Raw genomic sequence first — 23,134 nt, 5'->3', positions numbered from 1 at the left:
CGGTCGGGCGCCCGGCAAGCCGCGCCGGGCATGGATGACCATCCTAAAGGCAGTCCCGCAGAACTCCACTTGTTTTTTTATTGGCGTCCTATAACACGCCGTTAATTTCGGGTTTGCCCGGATGCCATCTCGAAACCCTGGTTCCGCATGGTCTTGCGCAGGGTATCCACGAAGGCCTGCGCCAGCTGGGACAGGGGCTCGAAGCGCGACTGCAGCAAGCTGGCCGTCAGGACCTTGGACTGGGCGATGGGCCGCACCACGAATTCGCCGGACGTACGGCTGCGCACCGAGAATTCGTCGACGATGGCGATACCGGCTCCGGCCTGCACCAGCGAGCAGGCGTTCTGCGGCGAGCTGACTTCCACCGCCAGGCGGCGCGGCTCCCCGGCTTCCTGGTACATCTGTTCGACCAGGGCGCCGAAGGGCGTATCGACGCCATAGGAGATCAGCGGGTAGGGGAGCAGGTCCTGGATGGTCAGCAGGGATCGGTGCGCCAGCGGATGGTTGTAGGGGCAGATGCAGACCAGCCGCGCCTCGCCTATGGGCTGGGCGACCAGGTTGGGATGCTGGGCCGGCAGGATCACCACCCCGATCTCCGCGCGGTTGTCCAGCAGCATCTGGGTCAGCGGCCGGAACGACAGCGCCTGGAAGGTCACCTTGACGTCCTCGTGCTCGGCACGGAAGGCCGAAATCGCCAGGGGGATCAGCATGTGGCCGATGCTGGGGCTGGACACCACGTGCAGGATGCCGGTGCGGCGCTCGGCCAGTTCGCCGGCCAGCTCGCCCACGCGGCGCACGCCGGCATAGACGTTTTCCACCTCGCGGAACAGTTGCCGTGCTTCCGGCGTGGGATACAGGCGTCCCTTGATGCGCTCGAACAGGCTGAATCCCAGGCGCTGCTCGGTATGCGCCAGCAGGCGGCTGACGGCCGGCTGGGAGACGAACAACAGCTTGGCCGCGCCGCTGATCGAACCGGTGGTCATGACGGCGCGGAATACTTCGATCTGCCTGAGGTTGAGCAACATGGCGTTAGGGGGTCGAGGGAAGGACGGCGGCGCCGCGCGCCATAACAACATGTTAAGCGGGGCCGACAAAATGACATTGCAGCCTGCCGCCGGCCCGCTGCTAGACTCGCCCAGGTATCCCCAAGCCAGCTCTGTCGCGCAAGGAAAGCCATGGAACGGACGCTGTACGTCATCAACCCGAATTCTACCCAGGCGGTCACCGATGCTTTCGATGCCGGCCTGCAAGCCCTGCGCGTGCCCGGCGGCCCGCGCATCGAATGCCTGACACTGCGCGAAGGCCCGCCCGGCATCCAGACGCAGCTGGACGTCGAAAGCGTCACCCTGCCGCTGGTGCGCCTGGTGCAGGGGCTGGACCGAGAACATGGCGACGCGGCGGCCGGTTACGTCATTGCCTGCTTCAGCGATCCGGGCCTGCATGCGGTACGGGAAGCCACCGCCAAGCCGGTGCTGGGCATCAGCGAATGCGGCGTCCTGACGGCGATGACGCAGGGCCAGCGGGTAGGCGTCATCGCCATCCTGCGGCAATCGATCCCGCGCCATGGACGCATGTTCGGCGCCATGGGCGTCGCCGCCCGCGTCGCGGCGGAACTGCCGCTGGGCCTGGGCGTGGTGGAACTGGCGGACGCGGACCGCACGCGCGCGCGCCTGGCGGATGTCGGGCGGCAATTGCGCGACGTGCATCAGGCCGACGTCATCGTGCTCGGCTGCGCCGGCATGGCGGCGTATCGCGAGTGGCTGCAGGCGGAAATCGGACTGCCGGTGGTCGAGCCGACCCAGGCCGCGACTGGGATGGCGATCGCGCGCATACTGCTGGGTTCCCCGGCGCGCTAGGCATGGACAGCGAACTGATCCGCCGCCTGGCCCACGTGGTGGGTGACGACGGCCTGGTGCTGGACGAAGCGGCCCAGGCGCCCTACGTGGAAGACTGGCTGCGCAAATGGCGCGGCCGCACGCCGGTGGTCGTCAGGCCGCGCAACACGACCGAGGTCGCCGCCGTCATGCGCCTGTGCCGCCAGAACGGCACGCCGGTCGTGCCGCAGGGCGGCAATACGGGCATGAGCGGGGGCGCGGCGCCGGACGATAGCGGCGCGCAGGTCATCCTCAGCCTGAACCGCATGAAGCGCATCCGCGAAGTGGACGCGGTCAACAACACGATCACCGTCGACGCCGGCGTGCTCCTGGCCGACGTACAGGACGCCGCGCGCGACGCGGGACGCCACTTTCCCCTGAGCCTGGGCGCGGAGGGCAGTTGCACGATAGGCGGCAACCTGGCCACCAACGCGGGCGGCACGGCGGTCCTGCGTTATGGCAACACGCGCGACCTGGCGTTGGGCCTGGAGGTGGTGCTGCCGGACGGCCGCGTATGGAGCGGCTTGCGCGGGCTGCGCAAGGACAATACCGGCTACGACCTGCGGGGCCTGTTCATCGGCTCGGAAGGGACGCTGGGCATCATCACCGGCGCGGTGCTCAAGCTCTATCCGCGCCCGCTGGGACGCGCGACGGCCTGGGTGGGCGCGCCATCACCCGACGCGGTGGTGTCGCTGTTGACCCGGTTGCAGGCACGCTGCGGCGAGCGCCTGACGGCTTTCGAGATGATGTCCGCGTACTGCGTGACGCTGGTCTCGCGGCACGTCAGCGGCGCGGCCTGCCCCCTGGCGGGCGCGCACGCGTACCATGCCCTGATCGAGCTGTCGGACGCGGTGCCCGAAGGCCTGGCGGAACTGCTGGAACCCGCGTTGGCGGGGCCGCTCGAAGAAGGCCTGATCGCCGATGCGGCGATTGCCACCAACGAGTCGCAGGCCAAGGCCATGTGGCGCCTGCGCGAAGGCATTTCGCAAGCGCAGGTGCGGGCCGGCAAGGCGGTCAAGCACGATATCGCCTTGCCGATCTCGCGCCTGGCGGCCTTCATCAAGGAGGCCGACGCCGCGGTGGAGCGCGAGTTCCCAGGCTTGCCCATCGTGAACTTCGGACATGTCGGCGATGGAAATCTGCATTACAACGTGCTGCTGCCGTTGGATGTGCCGCACGAGGAATATGTCCAGCTGACGGCGGGCCTGAACCGCTGCGTGCACGATCTGGTCGTGCAGCGCGGCGGCAGCATCAGCGCCGAGCATGGTGTCGGACAACTGCGGCGCGACGAGCTGCGGCGCTACAAGTCGACGGTCGAAATGGACCTGATGCTGATGATCAAGCGGGCATTGGATCCGGACCAGTTGATGAATCCCGGAAAGCTGCTCTAGGACCGTCCGCCCGGAAACCGCGCGCCTGCTCGAAGGCGTGCGCCAGGCTCAGCAGGCGGGCCTCGCCATGCCGCGCGCCCATGAATGAAAGGCCCACGGGCACGCCGGCGCGGGCCATGCCGGCAGGGACGCTGATTTCCGGCAGGCCGGCGGCGCTGGCGACGTACAGGCCGGCGTAGGCATTGCCGGGATGGACCGTGTAGCCCGGATCCTGGCGGTCGTAGCGCGGCGAGGCTGGGCAGGACAGGGTCGGGAACAGCAGGGCGTCCAGCCCGCCATCATGAAAGCATTGCACGATCGCGGCGCGATAGGCAGCCAGCGCGTCCTCGGCCCGCGCACGCTGCGCGGCGGTCTGCATGCGCGCCTGTTCCAGGGCGCGCCGCATGCCGGCCAGGGTGCGGGGATTGACCTCGCGCTCGGGATGCGCGGCGGACCAGGCTTGCGCCGCCGCCACCAACTGCGCCATGTCGCGCGGCCCGCCGCCGACGCCGGCCGCCAGGTAGGCATCCAGCTGCGCGGGCCATTCGGTGTCGGCCAGCGGCGCGAGCAGGCCGGGGTAGATGGTGTGCAGGTATGCGGATCCGGGTGCGGTTGCCGCGCCCGGCGGGGCTGCGTCGGGGCGCGCGTCCGGCGTGGCGGAAGGCGGTGCGGGCAGCGCGAGCGGCACCAGCGTAGCGCCCAGTTCGCGCAGCAGCGCCTGCGCATCTTGCAGGATGGCGCGCACCTCGTCGTCCTGGCCGGGGTAGTCGGCCAGCACGCCTATGCGGACGCCGCGCGCCGCGTCGAGGCCGGCGCGCAGGGCTGCCGCATAGACGCCAGCGTCGACGCCTGGCCGTGCGTCCGCCAGGACGTCCAGCAGCATCGCCGCATCCCGCACGCCACGGGTCATGGGCCCCACGGTGTCGAAAGACAAGGCCAGCGGCAGCACGCCGTCCAGGGGCACCAGGCCGTGCGTCGGCCGTAGTCCGACCAGGCCCGTCACACAGGCGGGCGCGCGCACGGAGCCGAAGCTGTCCGTGCCCAGGGCGGCCGCCGCGAAACCCGCCGCGACCGCCGCCGCGCTGCCGCTGCTCGACCCTGCCGCATTGCGCGCCAGGTTCCGGGGATTCAAGGTCAGGCCGGCCAGCGAGCTGTAGCCGTAGCGCCCGTTGGAGCACGCCATTTCCGACATATTGGCCTTGCCCAGTATCACGGCACCGGCATCGCGCAGGCGGCGCACGACTTCCGCGTCGCGGGCGGGCCGGTGGTCGAGCAGCGCCGCGCAGCCTGCCGTGGTGGGCAGTCCCGACACGTCGATATTGTCCTTGACCACGATGGGCAGGCCATGCAGCACGCCGCGCGCGTGGCCGCTTGCGCGCTCGCGGTCCCGCCGCACTGCCTGGGCGTGCGCGTCCGGCAGCAGCGCCGTCATGGCATTGATGCCGGCGCCCTGCTTATCGTGCGCGGCGATGCGTGCCAGAAAGGCGTCGACCAGTTGGGCAGACGTGATGGCGCCCGTCTCCATCGCCGCGCTCAACTGGCAAAGATCGCGGCCGGCAAGGTCCTGTATTTCTTTCACGAGCGCCACGCTCAACGGAAGTGGCAGGCCACCAGCTGCGTCGCCCCGGGCGCGCCGTCCGGCACCGGCCGCGGGGTCAGGGCCGGTCGTTCGCGCTTGCAGATATCCTGCGCCAGCGGACAGCGGGTATGGAAACGGCAGCCGCTGGGCGGATTGGCCGGGCTGGGCGGATCGCCGCGCAGCAGCTTGCGCTGGCTGCGGACATGGGGATTCGGCACCGGCACGGCCGACAGCAGGATTTCCGTATAGGGATGGCGGGGCTGCGCGAACAAGGTGTCGCGGTCCGCCAGTTCGACGACCTGGCCCAGGTACATCACCGCGACCCGATGGCTGATGTGCCGGACCACTGCGAGATCGTGCGCGACGAACAGATAGGCGATGCCGAATTCCGCCTGCAGGTCGGTCAGCAGGTTGATGACCTGCGCCTGCACCGATACGTCCAGCGCCGACACCGGTTCGTCGCAGACGATCAGCTTGGGGCGCAGCGCCAAGGCCCGGGCGATACCCAGGCGCTGGCGCTGGCCGCCGGAGAACTCGTGCGGAAACTTCTTCATGGCTTCCGGACGCAGGCCCACCTTGGAGAACAGCCATGCCACCCGTTCTTCGCGTTCGCGCGCGGCGTGGCCCGGCACGCCGCTGAAATTGCGCATCGGCTCGGCCACGATGGCACCGGCCTTCATGCGTGGATTCAGCGACGCATAGGGGTCCTGGAAGATGATCTGCATGTCGCGGCGCCGTTCGCGCATGTGCGCGATATCCAGCCGGGCGATGTCCTCGCCATCCAGCTTGACGGAACCGGAGGTGGGTTCGATCAGCCGCAGGATGGATTTGCCGGTGGTGGTCTTGCCGCAGCCGGACTCGCCCACCAGCGCCAGGGTTTCGCCGCGCGCCAGGTCGAAGGACACGCCGTCGACCGCCTGCACGGTGGGGCGCTTGCGGCCCAGCCAACTGGACGAGCCGGGGTAATGCTTGACCAGGTCGCGCACCTGCAGCAGCGGCGCGCCCGGGTTGGCCACCGCGGCGGCCGGGGCGCCAGCCGGTGTGCCGGCGGCGCGCGGAGCGTCCGCCGGCGACGTGGTCATCGTGGCGTTGTTCATGCCGTCGCTCCTTCCGTGACGGTGGCTTCGACCTGCTCCGCATGGAAACAGGCCACCACGTGATCGCCGCCCAGCGGACGCAGGGGCGGCGTTTCGCGCCGGCAGCGGTCGCTGGCGTACGCGCAGCGCGGGGCAAAGCTGCAACCCGTGCCGAGCTGGGTCGGCGGCGGCACCATGCCGGGAATCTCGGTCAGGCGCCCCGCGTGGTTCATCGACGGCATGGAGGCCATCAGGGCGCGCGTATAGGGATGCAGCGGACGGTCGAACAGCTCGGCCACCGGCGCTTCTTCCACCTTGCGGCCCGCATACATGACCACCACCCGGTGGCAGCATTCGGCCACCACGCCCAGGTCGTGGGTGATCATGACGATGCCCATGCCCAGTTTTTCCTGCAGGCCGCGCAGCAGCTCCAGGATCTGCGCCTGTATGGTGACGTCCAGCGCCGTGGTGGGCTCGTCGGCGATCAGCACTTCCGGATTGCAGGACAGGGCCAGCGCGATCATCACGCGCTGGCGCATCCCGCCGGACAACTGGTGGGGATACTCGTTCACGCGCCGTTCCGGCTCGGCGATCTGCACCAGCCGCAGCATTTCGGTGGCGCGCGCCAGCGCTTCGCGCCTGCCCACCTTCTGGTGCAGCATGACGGTTTCGGCGATCTGCCGCCCCACCGTCAACACCGGATTCAACGACGTCATCGGCTCCTGGAAGATCATGGAAATCCGGTTGCCGCGGATGGCGCGCATCTGCTTTTCGCTCAGCTCCAGCAGATTGGTGCCGCGATAGCGCACCGCGCCGCCGGCGAAACGCGCGGGCGGCATGGATAGCAGCCGCATGATGGAAAGCGCGGTCACGCTCTTGCCGCAGCCGGATTCCCCGACCACGCCCAGCGTCTGGCCGGCGCGCACCTGATAGGACACGCCGTTGACGGACTTCACCGTCCCGGCCACCGTGTCGAACCAGGTCGAAAGATTGTCCACGTCCAGCAGGACCGGCGCGGACGACGTTTGTTCAGTCATGTCGTTGCCATTCCTTCAGAGTTGGTTCGCCAGGCGCGGATCGAGCGCGTCGCGCAAGCCGTCGCCGACCATGTTGATCGCCAGCACCGTCAGGGCCAGCAGCGCGCCCGGGTACAGGATGACGGTGAAGGCCACCGCCACGAAGTTGCGGCCTTCGGCCATCATGTTGCCCCAGCTGGGTACCTGCGCGGGCACGCCCACGCCCAGGAAGGACAGCACGGCTTCGGTCAGTACCGCGGTGGCGGCGATGAAAGTGGCCTGCACCACCAGCGGCGTCACGATATTGGGCAGGACATGGCGCACCAGGATCACCGGCAGGCGCGTCCCGATGGCATGCGCGGCTTCGACGAACAACTGCTCGCGCAGCGTCAGGGCGAGCGAGCGCACCAGCCGGACCACGCGCGGCACCTGCGGTATGGTGATGGCCAGGATGACCGTGGACAGGCTGGCGCGGATGACCGCCATCAGGGCGATCGCCAGCAGGATGTCCGGGATGGCCATCATGCCGTCCATGATGCGCATGATGATGGAATCGGCCCAGCGCATGAAGCCCGCCATCAGTCCCAGCGCCACGCCCAGCACCGTCGCCAGCGCGGCCACGGAGATCGCCACGATGAGCGAGACCCGGCCGCCCCACACCGCGCGGCTGAAGACGTCGCGGCCCAGCGCATCGGTGCCGAACCAGTGCTCCGCCGATGGCGGCTTAAGGCGTTGCAGGGGATTGATGGCGGTGGGATTGTGCGTGGCGATCCAGGGCGCCGCCAGCGCAAGCGCGGCGACGGCCATCAGCAAGGCGATACCCAGGACCAGCGTCGGGTGCTTGCGCAGCCAGCGCCAGCGCAGCGAGGGGGGCGCGTCGACGGCGGCTGCGGCAAGCGGCGGGCCGGGCTGGCGCGGATCCAGCGCATCGACCGCCGACGTCGTGGAAGTGTTTTCGGACATTGTGTTCCTGGAGCCGCTTCAATAGCGTATGCGTGGATCGAACAGGCGGTAGCTCAGGTCGATCAGCAGGTTGATCAGTACGTAGACGCCGGCCGACAGCAGCAGCACGCTCTGGATCACGGGATAGTCGTGGTGCTGGACCGAGTCGATCACGAGCCGGCCTATGCCCGGAATCGCGAAGACGGTTTCGGTGACCACCACGCCGCCTATCAACAGCGCGATGCCCACGCCCACCGTGGTGGCGATGGGAATCGCGGCGTTGCGCAGGGCGTGGCCCAGCACCGGCAGCACGCCCAGACCCTTGGCGCGGGCCGTGCGGATGTAGTCTTCATGCAGCACTTCGAGCACGGTGGCGCGGGTCATGCGCGTGATCAGCGCGATATACACCAGGGCCAGGTTCACGCAGGGCAGGATCAGGCTGCGCAGCCATGGCCATGGCCCGCTGGCCAGGCGTGTGTAGCCTTGCACCGGCAGCCAGTGCAGCTGCACGGCGAAGCCGTAGATCAGCAGATAGCCGACCAGGAAGACCGGCACGGAAAAAGCCAGCACCGCGAAGACCATCACCAGGCGGTCTATCCACGTGCCGGCGCGGTATGCGGCCAACACGCCCAGCGGGATGGCGACGACGATGGACAGGCCCATGGTCAGCAACGCGATCGACAGCGTGGGCTCCAGGCGCTGCGCCAGCAGGCTGGTGACGGGCACCTGCGTGAACAGCGACGTGCCGAGATCGCCGCGCAGCAACTTGCCCGCCCACAGGAAGAACTGCTGCCACAGGGGCTGGTCCAGGCCCAGCGCCACGTGCAGGCGCTGGATGTCTTCGGCCGTCGCCAGGTCGCCGGCGATCAGGGCCGCCGGATCGCCGGGCGACAGGTGGATGAGCAGGAAGACGATCACCGCCACCACCGCCATGACGGGCAGGGTGGCGAGTACGCGCCGTATCACATAGGCCATATTATTTGTCCAGCACCCACACATTGGGCAGGCCCCACAGCAGGTCGCTGTGCTGCACGGACTTGCGCACCGCGTGTACGCGGTTGTACTGGCCGACGGCGATGTAGGGGATGGCCTCGTAGGCGCGCTCCTGGAACTTGTCCAGCAGTTGCTTGCGCTGCGCGGGGTCGGTGGCGGCGATCCACTGCGCGCGCAGCTCGTCCAGCGGCTTGTCGCAGGGCCAGCCGGGCAGGCTGTTGCCGCAGGCCGCGCCCAGGTAGGTGTTGTTGATCGGCGAGTTCACGTTGTAGTCGGCCGCCGACGACAGGTAGATGCTCCAGCCGCCCTTGTCCACCGGATTCTTGCTGGCGCGGCGCGCGGTTTCCGTGGCCCAGTCCATGGACTGGATGTCCAGGTTCATGCCCAGGTCCTGCATGGCCTGGATCGCCACCAGCGTGGCGGAGTTCAGGTAAGCCACGTCGGTGGGCAGCAGCACGGCGATCTTCTCGCCCTTGTAGCCGGATTCCGCCAGCAGCTTCTTGGCCAGCGCCATATCCACCTTGCGGTAGGGCGCGGCGCCGGCGCTGGTGTCGTTGGGGCTGCCGCAGATGAAATAGGTCGCGCAGTAGTCCATGCGCATGTCCGCGGGATAGCCCATCGCGGTCACGAACTTCTCCTGGTCGATGGCATGCCGCAGCGCCTGGCGCGCCTGCACCTTGTCGAACGGCGGATTCAGGAAGTTCATGATGATGTAGGCCTGCGACTTGCCGGTCACGCCGACGTGGATGTCGCTGTCGCTACGCAGGGTCTCGATATAGTCGGGCGGCACTTCCTCGATCATGTCGACTTCGTTGTTCTTCAGCGCTGCGATGGAGCTGTTGGAATCCGGCAGGATGGCCCATTCCACGCGATCGACGTGGGAGGTCTTGTTGCCGGCCAGGCCGGACGGCGCTTCCTTGCGGCCCACGTAAGCGGGATTGCGCACGAACACCAGCTTGTTGCCGGGCACCCACTCGTCGCGCTTGAACAGATAGGGGCCCGAGCCCACGACTTCATTCAGCGGGGCGGTGTCGGGCATCTTCGCCAGGCGCTCGGGGATGATGAAGGCAGGATAGCTGGCGACCTTGGCCAGGCCGTCGAGGACCGGCCCGAAAGGCTGGTCGAGCGTCAGCGTGAAGGTCTTGTCGTCGACGGCGGCCCACTTGCCGCCGGCCGCCACCATGGCGCGGCCGATGTTGTCGCGCTTTTCCCAGCGCTGCAGCGAAGCCACCACGTCGGCCGATTTGACCGGATTGCCGTCGCTGAACTTGAGGCCGTCGCGCAGCGTGAAGGTCCAGGACTTGCCATCGGAAGAGGTCTTGTAGCTGTCCACCATCTGGGGCTGCGGAATGCCCTTGGCGTCCGGCGCGAACAGGGTGTCGTACACCATGAAACCGAAATTGCGGGTGATATAGGCCGTCGTGAAGAAAGGGTCCAGCACTTTCAGGTCGGCATAAGGCACCAGCCGCAGGGTCTTGCCGTCCGCATGGGCGGGGGCTGCGGAAAGGCAGGCGACCGCCATGGACATGGCGGCGAGCGCGGTTTGGATGCGGCGTTTCATGGAACAGCTCCGTTAGCGATGGCTGGGAAAGAATGCGAGCGTACTGCCGTCCGCCTTACAGCGGCCACTTCGGCATGCGGATCTTTTTGTAGGAGAGGGTCTTCCAGTCCGGCGTGGCCACGCCGGGCGCGCCGACGTAGATCACGTGTCTGGCGATCTTGGAGAACGATGCGTAGAAATGCTGCGCGGATTTCACCACCACGATCTTGCGCGCCGTCAAATCGCAGCCGAGCTGGGTGAACAGATCGATGTTCATGGCCTGGTTGCGGTTGGACACCAGCACGATCTGGACGCCGCCGGCCTGCACCAGGGCGCAATCGCCCATCGCCGTGGGACTGCCGGTCAGGCCGGTCATGGCCATGTCGCGGCGCAGGGCGAGCACCGTACAGTCGGCATCCACCGGCGCGCCGGACAAGGGGCCGATCTTGCCGCCCAGGCGCATGGGCAGCGTCGCGCCTTCGCCCGCGTCGAAGGCGATGCGCACCGCCATCGGGTCCCAGAAGGGACCCAGCGCGGCGTTCTGGATGCCGCGTTCGAGCAGCCGGGCCAGCACATAGGTGGAGTCGCCCGGGGCGCCGCTGCCGGGATTGTCGGCGCGGTCGGCCAGCACGACGGGCCCGCCGTCGAAGGCCAGCGCTTCGTCGATGGCCTGGTCCACCGTGCGGTAGTTCACCAGCAGCTGGTCGCGCTTGGCGATCAGTTCGTCGGCCAGCTGGCGCGCCAGCGCGTCGGCGCGCGCCTGGTCGCCGTCGGTGTACACCAGGACCTTGGTGCCCATTTCCGGCACGTCGCCGGTGGCGAAGCCCATCGAAAACGACAGCGACAATATGCCGTCCTTGCCTTCCATCGCGCGCAGCTTGTTGACGAAGCCCAGCGCGGGTTCGCGCGTGGTGTGCATCGGCACCACCATCTCGCAGTCGACCATCGCCGCGACGGGACGCGTGCGGCCCTGGGCCTTGTCGGCGCACAGGTCGAACAGCTGTTCCGCGCAATGCACGATGTCGGTGTGCGGATATTCCTTGTACAGCACCACCACGTCCGCGCTCCGCACGATCAGCGGGGTCAGGTGCGCGTGCGGGTCCAGCTCGGTGCCGATGACGACGCCGGGTCCGACGAGGTCGCGCGCGCGGGCCAGCAGGTCGCCTTCGCAATCGTCATAGCCGTCGGCCACCATGGCGCCGTGCAGGCCCAGCAGCACGATGTCGACCGGGAGGGCCGCGCGCAGGTCGGCCAGGATTTCCTCGCGCAGCGTTTCGTACGCCGAGCGGGTGGTGATGCCGCTGGGCTGCGCCGTCGCGACCAGGCCTTCCTTGAGCGTCCAGCCGGATTGCGCGCAGCGCTTGCGGGCGACCCACAGCGGCGCGCCCTGCGACGTCGGCGCGTCGGGATGCGTGCCGGCGGGATAGTATTCCCGGCCTCGAAACGAGTCGATGCTGGTCGGCAACGGCGCGAAGGTGTTGGTTTCGGTGCCGAGGCCGGCGCTGAAGATACGCATGGTATGAGGGGTCCCTGGACGTGGCATCTGGGGCGCATCATGCCGTTTGCGCCGGGCGGCGTACAAATAGCAATTCCGGCATGGACCATAACCGATGGTTATGCATGCATGTATATATTAGGGTAAACGCGTAGGCTTGGCCTCAGGGAAGACGGCGCAGCAGCAGGGGACATGCCTAAAGGTTATGCCGTGATGCGCCTTTTGCATTGGCCGCGCGGGACTTGGGGGCGCACAATGCTGCCGTGCCGCCGAGGCGCACCCGCCGGTGCGCCGGCGTATCGAACCCACGAAGGATCGCGACCATGAACATGCAGCAGCCCTACGACCTGGTATTGCAAGGCGGCGACGTCGTCGACGGCACGGGGGCGCCGCGCCGCCGCGCCGACGTCGGCGTGCGCGACGGCCGCATCGCTGGCATCGGCGATCTTGCGGCCGAGCCCGCAGCGCGTCGGCTGGACGTCACGGGGCTGGTGGTGGCGCCGGGCTTCATCGATAGCCATGCGCATGACGACCGCGCGGTGCTCGATATGCCCGACATGCTGCCCAAGGTGTCGCAGGGCGTCACCACCGTGGTCAATGGCAATTGCGGGATCAGCCTGGCGCCGCTGCGCGGCGGCGAAAGCCTGGTGCCGCCCCTGAACCTGCTGGGGCGCGGGAACGCCTACGGCAGTTTCGCCGAGTACCGGCAGGCGATCGACGCGACGGCGCCCGCCGTGAACGTGGCCGCGATGGTGGGCCATTCCACCTTGCGCGTGATGCGCATGGGCGACGTCACGCGGGCGGCCACCGCGGCGGAGATCGACGCCATGCGGGACGACGTCGAACAGGCGCTGAACGATGGCGCGCTGGGCGTGTCCACGGGGACCTTCTACCCGCCGGCCGCGGCGGCGCCGGAAGCGGAGATCATCGCGGTCTGCGAACCCATGTCCCGCCTGGGCGGCATCTACGCCACGCATATGCGCGACGAGGGCGATCGCGTCATGGACGCCATCGAGGAAAGCCTGCGCATCGGCGCCGCGCTGAACGTGCCGGTCGTGATCTCGCATCACAAGCTGGTGGGCAAGCACAATCACGGCCGCTCGGTGCAGACGCTGGCGCGCATCGGCGACGCGGCGCGAGGCCAGTCGGTCTGCCTGGATTGCTACCCCTACGACGCATCGTCCACCATCCTGCGGCCCGAGCGGGTGGAGATCTGCGATCGCACCATGATCACGTGGTCCGAACCGCATCCGGAGGCCGCCGGCCGCTATCTGGAAGACCTGGCGCAGGAATGGGGCTGCGGCGCGCGCGAAGCGGCGGAACGCCTGCTGCCGGCCGGCGCGGTTTACTTCATCATGGACGACGGCGACGTGCGGCGCATCCTGCAGTATCCGGACACGATGATAGGGTCCGACGGACTGTCCAGCGAAGGCCGTCCGCATCCGCGCCTGTGGGGCACCTTCCCACGCGTGCTGGGCCATTACGGACGCGGGCTGGGCCTCTTCCCGCTGGAGAACGCCGTCTATCGCATGACCGGCCTGACGGCCGCGCGCCTGGGGCTGCGCGACCGCGGCCGCGTCGACGTCGGCTGCCACGCCGATCTCGCGGTGTTCGACCCGGACACCATCATCGACAAGGCGACCTTCGACTCGCCGACCGAAGCCTGCGCCGGCATGCGCCACGTCTTCGTCGCCGGCGTCGCCACCTGGCAGGATGGCGCCGCCACCGGCGCCCGCCCGGGCCGCTACATCACGGACCGGCCCGCGGCATCGCTTCGCGCCTAGCGGACGATAGGCCGCGCGCCGCCGGCGCGTATCGTGCCCTCATGGGGCGCATACAATCATGCGCCCAAGCTCGATACCGTGCCATGCAACCCGAAGATCTCAAGCTCCTGGTCACCTGGACCATGCCTTTCGGCAAGTACAAGGGCCGCCTGCTGGCGGACCTGCCGGGGCATTATCTGACCTGGTTCGCGCGGGAAGGGTTTCCGCCGGGGCGGTTGGGCGAGCTGCTGGGATTGATGCATGAGCTCGACCACAACGGGCTCAAGTCCTTGCTGGATCCGCTGCGGCAAGGCGGGGCGCCGAAGCGCCCCGGGTGACGGGTCAGAACCCGTACAGGCGCGCCGGATTGTCCACCAGGACCTTCTTGCGGACCTGTTCGTCCGGCGCCCAGCGCGCCAGCAGGTCCAGCATGTCCGCGTTGTCCGGCGCATCGGTGCGGCCGGGGTGCGGGTAGTTGCTGGCCCACAGGCAACGATCGGGAAAAGCGCCCGCCAGGCTGGCGGCCAGGGCGCCGACGTCGTCATACTGCGGTGGCCCGGATTTCGACGTTTCGTAGGGGGCGGACAGCTTGACCCACACGCGGCCGCCTTCCAACAGCCGCAGCAGGGCCCGGAACGCCGGATCGGCAGGCGCGACCGGCGTCAGGTACTTGCCGTTGTGGTCGATGCTGAGCTGGCAGGGCAGGTCGGCCAGCCGTTTTTCGTAGTGCGGCAGTTCGCGGCCATCCAGCTGCAGGTTGATGACCCAGCCAAGCGCGGCGATGCGTTCGGCCATGGGTTCCAGGTCGTCCCACTGCATGACGCCGCCGCTGTTGGGAATCATCATGAATCGCACGCCCCGCACGCCCAGGTCATGCAGCCGCCGCAATTCGCCGGCCGGCGTATCCACCGGCAGCGTGGCGATCATGCGCGCGGATCCATGCGCCAGCGCCAGCGCTTCCAGCGCGCAGCGGTTGTCGAAGCCATAGCCGGTGGCCTGCACGATGACGGCGCGCGTCAGCCCCAGTGCCCGGCGCACCTCCAGATAGTCGGCCCAGGACGCCTGCGGCGGCCCGAAAGTGGCGGTCGACGCGAGTGGAAAGCGTTGCAGCTCGTAAACGTGGATATGGCAATCGCAGGCGCCGGTCGGCGCTTTCAACAGCGGTGTCTTCATTTTCCGGTTCCTGAGGATCGATCCAGTCGGCGCAGGCGGGTTGCATGCGCCGCGTTGACCGCATGCGGCGGTTCGGCGCCCGTCACGATGGCGCGCACCTGTTCCACCGTATCCATGGCCTGGTGCTCGGCGGCCTGCGGCGTCAGCCCGCCGACGTGCGGCGTGGCGATGACGCGCGGGTGCGCGGCCAGCCAGGGCGAGGGCATCTGGTCCTGCGCGCGGCCGACGTCCAGCGCGCAGCCGGCGATGACGCCCCGGTCGAGCGCGTCGCGCAGCGCTTCTTCGTCGACGAGTTCGCCGCGCGATGCGTTGATGAAGATCGCGTCCGGCTTCATGCGCGCATAGGCGGCGCGGCCCATCAGGTTCGCCGTTTCCGGCAGGGCGGGCGCCAGGCACACGACATAGTCGGACGCGGCCAGCAGCGTGTCCAGGTCCACCTGGCGCATGCCCGCCGCCAGTGTTTGCGCTTGCGGGTCCTGCACCAGCACCTGCATGCCCAGCGCCTGGGTGATGCGCGCCAGATAGCTGCCGATGTGGCCATGGCCGATGATCCCCACCGTCGCGCCGCGCAACTCGCGGCCCATGACGACGGGCGCCGGCTGGCCGGTCCAATAGGCCGACGCGGCACGGCTGATGTGGCGGCTGGCGTCGATCATGGCGCCGACGACCCATTCCGCCACCGAGGCGTCGAAGCCCGGGGTCGCGCGGGTGACGAGCACGCCATTGCGGCTGGCGGCGTCGACGTCGATGTTGCGGATGTCCACGGCGACGCGGCAGAAGGCGACGAGATCGGGCAGGGCGTCGAATACCGCCGCGGGCGCCGCGGCGAGGCGGCTGGAGACGATGATGTGGCAGCCTTGCGCCAGGTGGATCAGCGCTTCCGGCGTGGTGGGGTCGGCGCCGGGGTTCAGGCGCACGTCGCCCAGTTCGCGCAGGCCGCGCAGCGCACGGTCGCCGTAGTAGTTTTCCAGGGCGTGTGGGGAATGCGTCAACAGTATGGTCGGGGTCATGCGGATGTTTTCCTGGGAGCCCGCGCACGTGGGCGCGGGGAAGCTGCCGCCGGTGGCGGCGCCACCGACCGCCGTTCCACCAGCCGTGGCTGGAACAGCACTTCGCGCGCCGGCAAGGCCGGTTGCGCGAGCCGTTCGATCACCATCGCCACCATGGCGCGGGCCATGTCGGCGCTGGGCATTTCCACCGTGGTCAAGGGCGGGTTGGCGTAGGCCGTCATCACCAGGTTGTCCATGCCGATGACCGACACATCGCCCGGCACCGACAAGCCCGCTTGATGCAGGCCAGCCATCAGGCCCATCGCCATCATGTCGTTGATGGCGATGATGCCGGTCGGCCGCGACGGCATCGCCGCGATGCGACCCGCCATGGCATAGCCTTCGTCGGCCAGGTTCGAATCGCCATAGCCCGTCCGCGTGGCCCCTTCCAGCACCTGCGCGTGGTCGGCCAGGCCGGCCTCCCGCGCCGCCTGCAGGAAGCCCTGGCGCTTGAGCGTCCGGCTGACCGTCTTCACGTCCGGCGTCACCAGTGCGAGCCGCCGATGGCCGTGCGCCACCAGGTGCGCCACCGCCAGCCGCGACGCCAGCATGTTGTCCGGCGATACGTGATCGATGCGCGACCGCGTATCGCCGTCGCCGCCGCGGTCGTAGCTGACCACCGCCAGGCCGCGTGCGATCGCGGCGTCCAGGTGATCCTCGTCGGTGCGCGACGACGCCAGGATGACGCCGCGCACGCCCAGCGAAATCAGGTCGTCGAAGGTGCGCGACTCCTGCTCTCGATCGCGATGCGTATTGCCCAGCAGCACGCGAAAGCCGTGCGCGTCGCGCGCGGCGGCTTCCACGTGCACGGCCAGTTCGCCGAACATGGGGTTGGCGGTGGACGGCACCAGCAGTCCGATCAGGGGCGCGTAACCCGTCTTCAACTGGCGCGCCACCAGGTTGGGCCGGTAGTTCAGTTCCCTGATCGCGTCCTGCACGCGCTGCAGGGTATCGCGGCGGAGACGGTCCGTGCGGCCGTTCAGTACGTTGGACACCGAGCTGACCGACACGCCCGCCAGCGCGGCTACATCCTGGATCGTCGTCATTGCCTCTCTCAAGCCATATTCATCATGCGCGGCACCCACAGACTGATCGCGGGCACGAAGATCAGCACTATAAGCATGATCGCGAGCAGGATCAGGTATTTGACCATCGGCCGCGATACCTCTTCGACGCGAGTGCCGGTCATGGCGCAGGTGGCGAACAGTCCCAGGCCGAAGGGCGGGGCGAACAGGCCCAGGCCCATGGCGATCACCACCACGGTGCCGAAGTGCAGCGGATTCACGCCGACCTGCTGCGCGATGGGCGTCAGCAGCGGGCCGAAGATGATCAGCGCCGGCGCCCCTTCCAGGATGGCGCCGAACACCACCATCAGCGCCGCTGACACCAGGATGAACGCGGTGCTGCCGTAGTCGTGCGCCAGGTGCGTCATGGTGTCGGACAGGAAGGTCGGCAACTGCTGCACCGTCAGCGCGAACGCCACGCTGGACGCCGCGGCGATGATGAACAGGATGCCGCCCGCCATGGATGCCGCGCGCACGAACAGCGCCACGATCGCGCGCGGCGTCAGCTCGCGGAAGGCCAGGGCGCCGGCGACCAGCGCGTACACCACCGCGAAGGCGGACACTTCCGTGGACGTGGCCACGCCCGACGTCACGCCCTTGCCTATCATGCCCACCATCACCAGCGCGATGAAGGCGCCGCCCAGCAGCTGCGGCCACGGCATGCGCACCGGGAACGCCAGCATGGGATCGACCTTCTTGCCGAACCAGATCGCCATGGCCGACAGCCCGGTGGCCAGCACCGCCGCCGGCACCAGTCCCGCGAGGAACAGGCCGCCTATCGAGATATTGGCGACGAAGCCCATGATGATCAGGTTCACGCATGGCGGTATCGTTTCCGCCATCACGGCCGAGCTTGCCAGCACCGCCGCCGTTTCGTTGACGTCCTGCTTCGTCCGGCGCACCGCCGGTACGACGATACCGCCCACCGCGGCGATGTCGGCCAGCTTGGAACCCGATACGCCGGAGAAGAAAGCCGTGGCCAGGATGGAGATCAGGTTCATCGACCCGCGCACCCGGCCGAACATCCGCACCAGCAGCTCGATCAGGCGCGTCGACATGCCGTTCGATTCCATGACCAGTCCGGCCAGCACGAAGAAGGGAATCGCCAACAGCACGAAGTGATCCATCCCCGCCATCACCTGCTGCGAATAGATGATCAGCGGCAAGGATGGCTCGGCCAGGAAATACACCAGCGACGACAGCGCCAGCACGAAGGCGATCGGCACGCCCGCGACCAGGCTGAAGACGAAGGCCAGCGTGAGCAGCAGCCATGGCCGTATCGCCCAGGCCTCCGGCATATGGGCGTTCCACGCCCAGACCGCCACGCACAACGCGACCGCCCCGGCCAGCGTGCCGTACACCGCGCGGCGAGGCCCGCACAGCGCATTGGCGATGCCGACGACCGTCATGAACAGGGCGCCCACGAAGACCGGCAGCACGCTCAGCCACTGCGGGGTGCCGATAGGCGTGGTGACGTTCACCGAGTCCTGCAGCAGTTCCCACGACGAATAGCACAACGCGGCCGAGGTGCCCGCTACCGCCCAGCCGCCCAGCTGCAAGGCGGGTTCCCGCCATGACCGGGGCAGCAGGCCGCGAAAGACGTCGATGCCCACGTGCTGGCGGCGCGCCAGTACGGTGGCGCCGCCCAGGAACACCAGCGTCACCATCAGCCCGCGCGCGGCTTCTTCCGCCCAGTCCACGGGACTGTGCAGGAAGTAGCGCAGGATGACCGAGACGAAGACGACGCCCACGTCCACGGCCAGCACCAGGCCGCAGAAATGTTCGATGATGCTGCAGATGCGCGCCAGCCAGCGCGCCTGCGCCACGCCGCCGTCTCCGGTGGCGTGGCCCGCCGGCGTGCCGGCGCCTGCCAGTACATGTGCGTTCATGCTGTCCTCCAGCGGATGTCCCGCCCCTCGCGGCGCTGCCGCCGCGGACAGGCGGGTTCATCGGGGCGCTCAGGCGCGCGACTGATTGATGATGTCCAGCATCGGTTTGGTCACCGGGTACTGCGACGTCACGCTGGGCCACAGCTTTTCTTCCATGGCCTGGCGCAGGCGCTGGCGTTCGCCGGGATCCATGGGGTGGAACTTGATGCCCAGCTTCTCCAGCTCGGCCAACGCCTGCTTGCCCTTGCTGCCCGCGACCTGGCGCTGGTACAGCGACGCTTCTTCCGCCGCCTTCAGGAAGGCGGGCTGCAGGTCGGCCGGCACCTTGCCCAGGCCGCGCTTGCCGATGGCCGTGATGGAGGGGCTGAACAGATGGTTGGTCAGCCAGCAGTTGCTGACGACTTCATTGAATTTGCTGGACAGCACCGTCGCGGCGTCATGCTCGAAGCCGTCGACCACGCCGGTCTGCACCGCCGTGTAAAGCTCGTTGATGGGGATGGGCGTCGGGATGGCGCCCATCAGCTTGAAGGTTTCGACGAAGATGGGCGTCGGCAGGACGCGCAGCTTGACGTTCTTCAGCTCGCTGTCGTGTTCCACGACTTTCTTAGTGTAGACGCTGCGCGCGTTGAAGTGGTTGCCCCAGCCGATGAACGTGCAGCCGGTGCGCGATTGCAGCAGCTTGTTGAACTGCTCGCCCACGCCGGCGTCGACCGATTTGTTGACGTGTTCCCAGCTGTCGAACACGAAACCCATGTCCAGCAGCGCCAGTTCCGGCAGCGCCGTCGCCCAGATCGAGCTGCCCGTGATCATCATGTCGATGGATCCCAGGCGCACCTGCTGGACCACGTCCGACTCCTTGCCCAATTGGCCGTTGGGGAAGATGTCCACGCGCATGCGGTCGCCCACGGACTGTTTCAGGTCGCTGGCGAAGCGCTCGTACCAGATGTATTGGGCGGATTGCTGGTCGGCCGGCTGGGATATCGAGCAGCGCAGGGCCACGGTGGCCGGGGCGGCCAGGACGCCGGGCGCGGCCACGGCGGCGGCGGCGCCGGCCGCCGATTTCAGGAAGCCGCGGCGCGAGACGAGAGGTTTCGGTGGTGAAAAGGCGTGCGAAATCATGGGCTTGTCTCCGTATTTTTTAGTGGTGTAACGATTTAGTAAATCGTTCTACGGATGCTAGGGGTTTTGCGGTTTCATTACAATAGGGGCCTCCCGCAGGCGAGGCGGCAAGTTCCATGGCTTCGTTACGCGCCATTTCATGAAAATTCGACGACCAGGGGCGGATACTGCGCCGCAGCAGTTACTACCCTGCGATCGTCATGTACATCGAATCCCGCACTGAAGCGTTCGCGCCGCGCACGCTCCCCGCCGACGCCCTGCCTCCCCGGCCGGAAATCTGCGACATCCGAATTTCCTGCGTCGTTCCCTGCCTGAATGAATGCGACAACCTGCGCGTGCTGCTGCCCGCGCTGATGTCCATGCTGGGCAAGCTGTGCAATTCCTGGGAAGTCGTCGTCACCGATGACGGCAGCACGGACGGCACCGCGGAACTGATGCAGCAGTGGACGGCCATCGCCGGCTTCCGCTACGTGCGCCTGTCGCGCAACTTCGGCAAGGAAGCCGCGCTGAGCGCGGGCCTGGAGGCATCCACCGGCGACGTCGTCATCTCGCTGGATGCCGACATGCAGCATCCGCCCGCCCTGATCCCGGAAATGCTGGCGCGCTGGCGCGCCGGCGCGGACATGGTCTACGCCGTGCGCGAGAACCGCGATTCCGAGTCCTGGTTCAAGCGCGCCGGCTCGCATCTGTTCTATCGCATGCTCAGCGAAGGACGCGGGGTGGACGTGCCGGCGAACGCGGGCGACTTCCGTCTCATGGACCGCCGCGTGGTGCAGGCGCTGAACGCGCTGCCCGAGCGCACGCGCTTCATGAAAGGCCTGTACGCCTGGGTGGGATTCCAGGCCGAGGCGCTGCCCTATACGCCCGACGAGCGAGCGCATGGCACCACGCACTACAGCAAGCGCAAGCTGTTCAAGCTGGCCTTCGCCGGCCTGACGGCGTTCACCACCTGGCCGCTGCGCCTGGTGAGCATGATAGGCCTGGTCTTCGCGCTGCTGTCGTTCGCCTACGGGGTGTACCTGGTGGTGGACTTCCTGATGTACGGCAACGCGGTGTCCGGCTGGACCACCATCGTCGCCGCACTGATGTTCTTCGCGGGCATCAACCTGCTGTCCCTGGGGGTCGTCGGCGAATACGTCGGCCGCATCTTCGACGAAGTGAAGGGCCGTCCCCTGTATGTCGTGCGAGAACAGCGCGGCAGGGTCTTCACCGAAAAAAATAATTCCCGATAACATGGCGCGAGTACTCGATGCATGGATGCGCCGCCTGGAGGCGTTGTCCAGGGGATGGCTTTTCCTGCTGACCGGCGTGTGGCTGGTCTGGCTGTCATGGCTGCGGCCGATGACCCTCCCGGATGAAGGTCGTTACGCGGGCGTCGCCTGGGAAATGATGCGCAGCGGCGATCGCATCGTGCCGCTGTTGAACGGCATGCCGTTCTTTCACAAGCCGCCGCTCTACTACTGGCTGGCGTCGGCCGCCTTCGATGTGTTCGGCGTGCACCCCTGGGCGGCGCGCCTGCCCTCCTGGCTGGCCGCCTGGGCCGCGGCGATGGCCGTGTATGCCTTCATGCGGCGCTACCGCGGCGTGCGGACGGCCACCATCGCCCTGATGGTGCTGGCCACGCAGCCCTTCTTCTTTGGCGCCGCGCAGTTCGCCAACCTGGACATGCTGGTCGCGGGCATGATCACGCTGACCACCGTGGCTGGCGCCGCGACGGTGCTGAATGCCACGCGTGGCGCGCCCTGGCGCATGCTTGCCCTGGCGACGGGCGTACTGGCCGCGCTGGGCGTGCTTTCCAAGGGCCTGATCGGCGTGGTGCTGCCGGCCGGCATCCTGTTCTTCTGGATCGTCGCGCTGCGGCAGTGGCGCGGCCTGGCCGCGTTGCTGTGGCCGCCCGCCATCGTCGCCTTCGTGGTGGTGTGCCTGCCGTGGTTCTGGGCCATGCAGGAAGATTTCTCCGGCTTCTTCAACTATTTCTTCATCTACCAGCAGTTCGACCGTTTCGCCGAAGCCACCTTCAACAACCGCGAGCCCTTCTGGTTCTATCTTCCCGTGCTGGCGGGGCTGATCCTGCCCTGGACCTTCTGGCTGGGGGCGGTGTTCCGCAAGGCGTTCTGGTCGCGCGAGAACGGCGAGGCGTATGCTGTGCGGCTGCTGATGGGAATCTGGATCGCGGTGGTGGTGGCGTTCTTTTCGCTGCCGGCGTCCAAGCTGGTGGGCTATGTGCTGCCCGCGCTGGCGCCACTGGCCGTCCTGGTGGCCGAGGTCATCGCCGCCGGCCTGGCGGGCCGCGAGGCCGACGCGACGCGCCGCGGCTATCGCCTGTGCCAGGCGGTGGCGATCGCGTTCTGCGTGCTGATGACGGTGTTCGTCGCCATCTATTCGTCGCCCACGTCCGCGCCGCTGGCGCGGCGTGCGCGGCCCGACTTCAAGCCGGGCGACCAGATCGTCATGCTGCATGCCTACGCCTACGACCTGCCCATGAACATGCGCGACACGCGGCCGGCCTGGGTCGTGGACGACTGGAACAATCCTGAAATCCCCGTGCGCGACAATTGGCGCAAGGAACTTTATGACGCCGGCCAATTTCGTCCCGACGTGATGAAGGACACGCTGATCTCCATGCATGAACTGCAGTCGCGGCTGTGCGCCGCGCCGGCCGGGCAGGCCTTCTGGTTCTGGGGCAATCCGGCCGACGACCAGGAAGCCTATCCCGCCTTGCGCGGCGTCGCCCCGTTCGCGGTGAACGGCAAGCGCGCGCTGTGGCGCGTCGTGCCCGACGCTGCGTTCAGGTCGCGCTACTGCGACGGAACGCCCAAAAACGGCTGAAGATGAAGGTCAGCACGGCGATGGCGATCAGCACCAGCCCGAGCAGGACGTCGTATCGCAGCGTGGTGTGCCGCAGCAACCAGGCGTAGGCGGCTTCGTTGATCAGGAAGCCGGCGGCCGAGATGCAGAAAAAACGTAGCGCCGCCACATGCCATGCAGTGGCCTGATGCCGGAAAGTGAGCCGATAATGACCGCTGAACGAAACACCGAACGCCACCAGCCAGCCGACCACGTTGGCGGCCAGTGGCGGGGCGCCCAGGGCTTCCACGCAGCCGACGGCCGTTATCCAATGGGTGGCGGCGGCCGCGCAGCCAACGGCGACGAACCAGCTCAATTGTCGGATCAGGCTCCGCATTCCAGAAC

General features: G+C 67.9%; 20 protein-coding genes. 6 read left to right on the top strand and 14 right to left on the bottom strand.

Features of this window, described 5'->3' with window-relative positions; translation table 11 throughout:
- Positions 1-101: 101 nt before the first annotated feature.
- Complete coding sequence (locus CAL12_RS24120; RefSeq protein WP_086066920.1) at positions 102-1,025, bottom strand: LysR substrate-binding domain-containing protein; 924 nt, start codon at positions 1,023-1,025, stop codon at positions 102-104.
- A gap of 150 nt (positions 1,026-1,175) precedes the next feature.
- Here CAL12_RS24120 and CAL12_RS24115 point away from each other — a divergent pair, with 150 nt between their 5' ends.
- The gene (locus tag CAL12_RS24115; protein WP_086066919.1) at positions 1,176-1,856 is read left to right on the top strand and encodes an aspartate/glutamate racemase family protein; all 681 of its coding nucleotides are present in this window, start codon (positions 1,176-1,178) and stop codon (positions 1,854-1,856) included.
- Between the two features lie 2 nt (positions 1,857-1,858).
- Positions 1,859-3,265, top strand: a complete 1,407-nt coding sequence (locus tag CAL12_RS24110) for an FAD-binding oxidoreductase (protein ID WP_086066918.1) — start codon at positions 1,859-1,861, stop codon at positions 3,263-3,265.
- On the opposite strand, the gene CAL12_RS24105 is transcribed toward CAL12_RS24110, so the two are convergent.
- The 7 genes from CAL12_RS24105 to CAL12_RS24075 are packed head-to-tail and all read right to left on the bottom strand — an operon-like array spanning position 3,213 to position 11,906.
- Positions 3,213-4,823 (bottom strand): amidase, encoded by a 1,611-nt coding sequence (locus tag CAL12_RS24105; RefSeq protein WP_232464620.1) that lies wholly within the window; start codon positions 4,821-4,823, stop codon positions 3,213-3,215. The two genes, CAL12_RS24110 and CAL12_RS24105, sit on opposite strands and share 53 nt — an antisense overlap.
- Positions 4,824-4,834: 11 nt before the next feature.
- Entirely contained in the window at positions 4,835-5,920 is a 1,086-nt protein-coding gene (locus CAL12_RS24100; RefSeq protein ID WP_232464619.1) for an ABC transporter ATP-binding protein, read from the bottom strand.
- Positions 5,917-6,936 carry an ABC transporter ATP-binding protein gene (locus CAL12_RS24095; RefSeq protein ID WP_086066916.1) on the bottom strand — a complete coding sequence of 340 codons (1,020 nt, stop codon included), beginning with the start codon at positions 6,934-6,936 and terminating at the stop codon, positions 5,917-5,919. Before CAL12_RS24095 ends, CAL12_RS24100 begins: the two co-directional genes overlap by 4 nt.
- Before the next feature lie 15 nt (positions 6,937-6,951).
- On the bottom strand, positions 6,952-7,878 hold the full coding sequence (locus CAL12_RS24090) for an ABC transporter permease (protein ID WP_086066915.1): 927 nt from the start codon (positions 7,876-7,878) through the stop codon (positions 6,952-6,954).
- A gap of 18 nt (positions 7,879-7,896) precedes the next feature.
- On the bottom strand, positions 7,897-8,832 hold the full coding sequence (locus tag CAL12_RS24085) for an ABC transporter permease (protein ID WP_086066914.1): 936 nt from the start codon (positions 8,830-8,832) through the stop codon (positions 7,897-7,899).
- Position 8,833: 1 nt separating this feature from the next.
- Positions 8,834-10,411: an ABC transporter substrate-binding protein gene (locus tag CAL12_RS24080; RefSeq protein WP_086066913.1), complete on the bottom strand. Its 1,578-nt coding sequence runs from the start codon at positions 10,409-10,411 to the stop codon at positions 8,834-8,836.
- 55 nt (positions 10,412-10,466) lie between these two features.
- Positions 10,467-11,906 carry a M81 family metallopeptidase gene (locus CAL12_RS24075; protein ID WP_086066912.1) on the bottom strand — a complete coding sequence of 480 codons (1,440 nt, stop codon included), beginning with the start codon at positions 11,904-11,906 and terminating at the stop codon, positions 10,467-10,469.
- A 302-nt stretch (positions 11,907-12,208) separates the two neighbouring features.
- Here CAL12_RS24075 and CAL12_RS24070 point away from each other — a divergent pair, with 302 nt between their 5' ends.
- Both CAL12_RS24070 and CAL12_RS24065 read left to right on the top strand, forming a co-directional pair.
- Positions 12,209-13,669, top strand: coding sequence for an N-acyl-D-amino-acid deacylase family protein (locus CAL12_RS24070; RefSeq protein WP_420042741.1), 1,461 nt, complete (start codon positions 12,209-12,211; stop codon positions 13,667-13,669).
- Between the two features lie 83 nt (positions 13,670-13,752).
- Positions 13,753-13,986 (top strand): DUF3820 family protein, encoded by a 234-nt coding sequence (locus tag CAL12_RS24065; RefSeq protein ID WP_086066911.1) that lies wholly within the window; start codon positions 13,753-13,755, stop codon positions 13,984-13,986.
- 4 nt (positions 13,987-13,990) lie between these two features.
- On the opposite strand, the gene CAL12_RS24060 is transcribed toward CAL12_RS24065, so the two are convergent.
- The 5 genes from CAL12_RS24060 to CAL12_RS24040 form a co-directional block, all read right to left on the bottom strand.
- Complete coding sequence (locus CAL12_RS24060; protein ID WP_198298317.1) at positions 13,991-14,821, bottom strand: amidohydrolase family protein; 831 nt, start codon at positions 14,819-14,821, stop codon at positions 13,991-13,993.
- Positions 14,818-15,831 carry a hydroxyacid dehydrogenase gene (locus CAL12_RS24055; protein ID WP_086066910.1) on the bottom strand — a complete coding sequence of 338 codons (1,014 nt, stop codon included), beginning with the start codon at positions 15,829-15,831 and terminating at the stop codon, positions 14,818-14,820. The genes CAL12_RS24060 and CAL12_RS24055 overlap by 4 nt, the downstream gene beginning before the upstream one ends.
- The gene (locus CAL12_RS24050; protein ID WP_086066909.1) at positions 15,828-16,916 is read right to left on the bottom strand and encodes a LacI family DNA-binding transcriptional regulator; all 1,089 of its coding nucleotides are present in this window, start codon (positions 16,914-16,916) and stop codon (positions 15,828-15,830) included. The genes CAL12_RS24055 and CAL12_RS24050 overlap by 4 nt, the downstream gene beginning before the upstream one ends.
- An 8-nt stretch (positions 16,917-16,924) precedes the next feature.
- Positions 16,925-18,823, bottom strand: coding sequence for a TRAP transporter large permease (locus CAL12_RS24045; RefSeq protein WP_086066908.1), 1,899 nt, complete (start codon positions 18,821-18,823; stop codon positions 16,925-16,927).
- 69 nt (positions 18,824-18,892) lie between these two features.
- Positions 18,893-19,942, bottom strand: a complete 1,050-nt coding sequence (locus CAL12_RS24040) for a TRAP transporter substrate-binding protein (RefSeq protein ID WP_086066907.1) — start codon at positions 19,940-19,942, stop codon at positions 18,893-18,895.
- Positions 19,943-20,136: 194 nt separating this feature from the next.
- Between CAL12_RS24040 and CAL12_RS24035 the strand changes: the two genes are divergently transcribed.
- Positions 20,137-21,174, top strand: coding sequence for a glycosyltransferase family 2 protein (locus tag CAL12_RS24035; protein ID WP_420042799.1), 1,038 nt, complete (start codon positions 20,137-20,139; stop codon positions 21,172-21,174).
- A 1-nt stretch (position 21,175) separates the two neighbouring features.
- Positions 21,176-22,771, top strand: coding sequence for an ArnT family glycosyltransferase (locus CAL12_RS24030; RefSeq protein ID WP_198298316.1), 1,596 nt, complete (start codon positions 21,176-21,178; stop codon positions 22,769-22,771).
- Here CAL12_RS24030 and CAL12_RS24025 read toward each other — a convergent pair.
- A complete protein-coding gene (locus tag CAL12_RS24025; protein WP_086066904.1) occupies positions 22,731-23,126 on the bottom strand; it encodes a GtrA family protein in 396 nt (131 codons plus the stop codon). The two genes, CAL12_RS24030 and CAL12_RS24025, sit on opposite strands and share 41 nt — an antisense overlap.
- Positions 23,127-23,134 lie beyond the last annotated feature (8 nt).

The organism is Bordetella genomosp. 8 (genome assembly GCF_002119685.1).
Lineage (GTDB): Bacteria > Pseudomonadota > Gammaproteobacteria > Burkholderiales > Burkholderiaceae_B > Bordetella_C.
The sequence above is the reverse complement of the archived record's forward strand: the minus strand, read 5'-3'. Positions and strand labels throughout refer to the sequence as shown.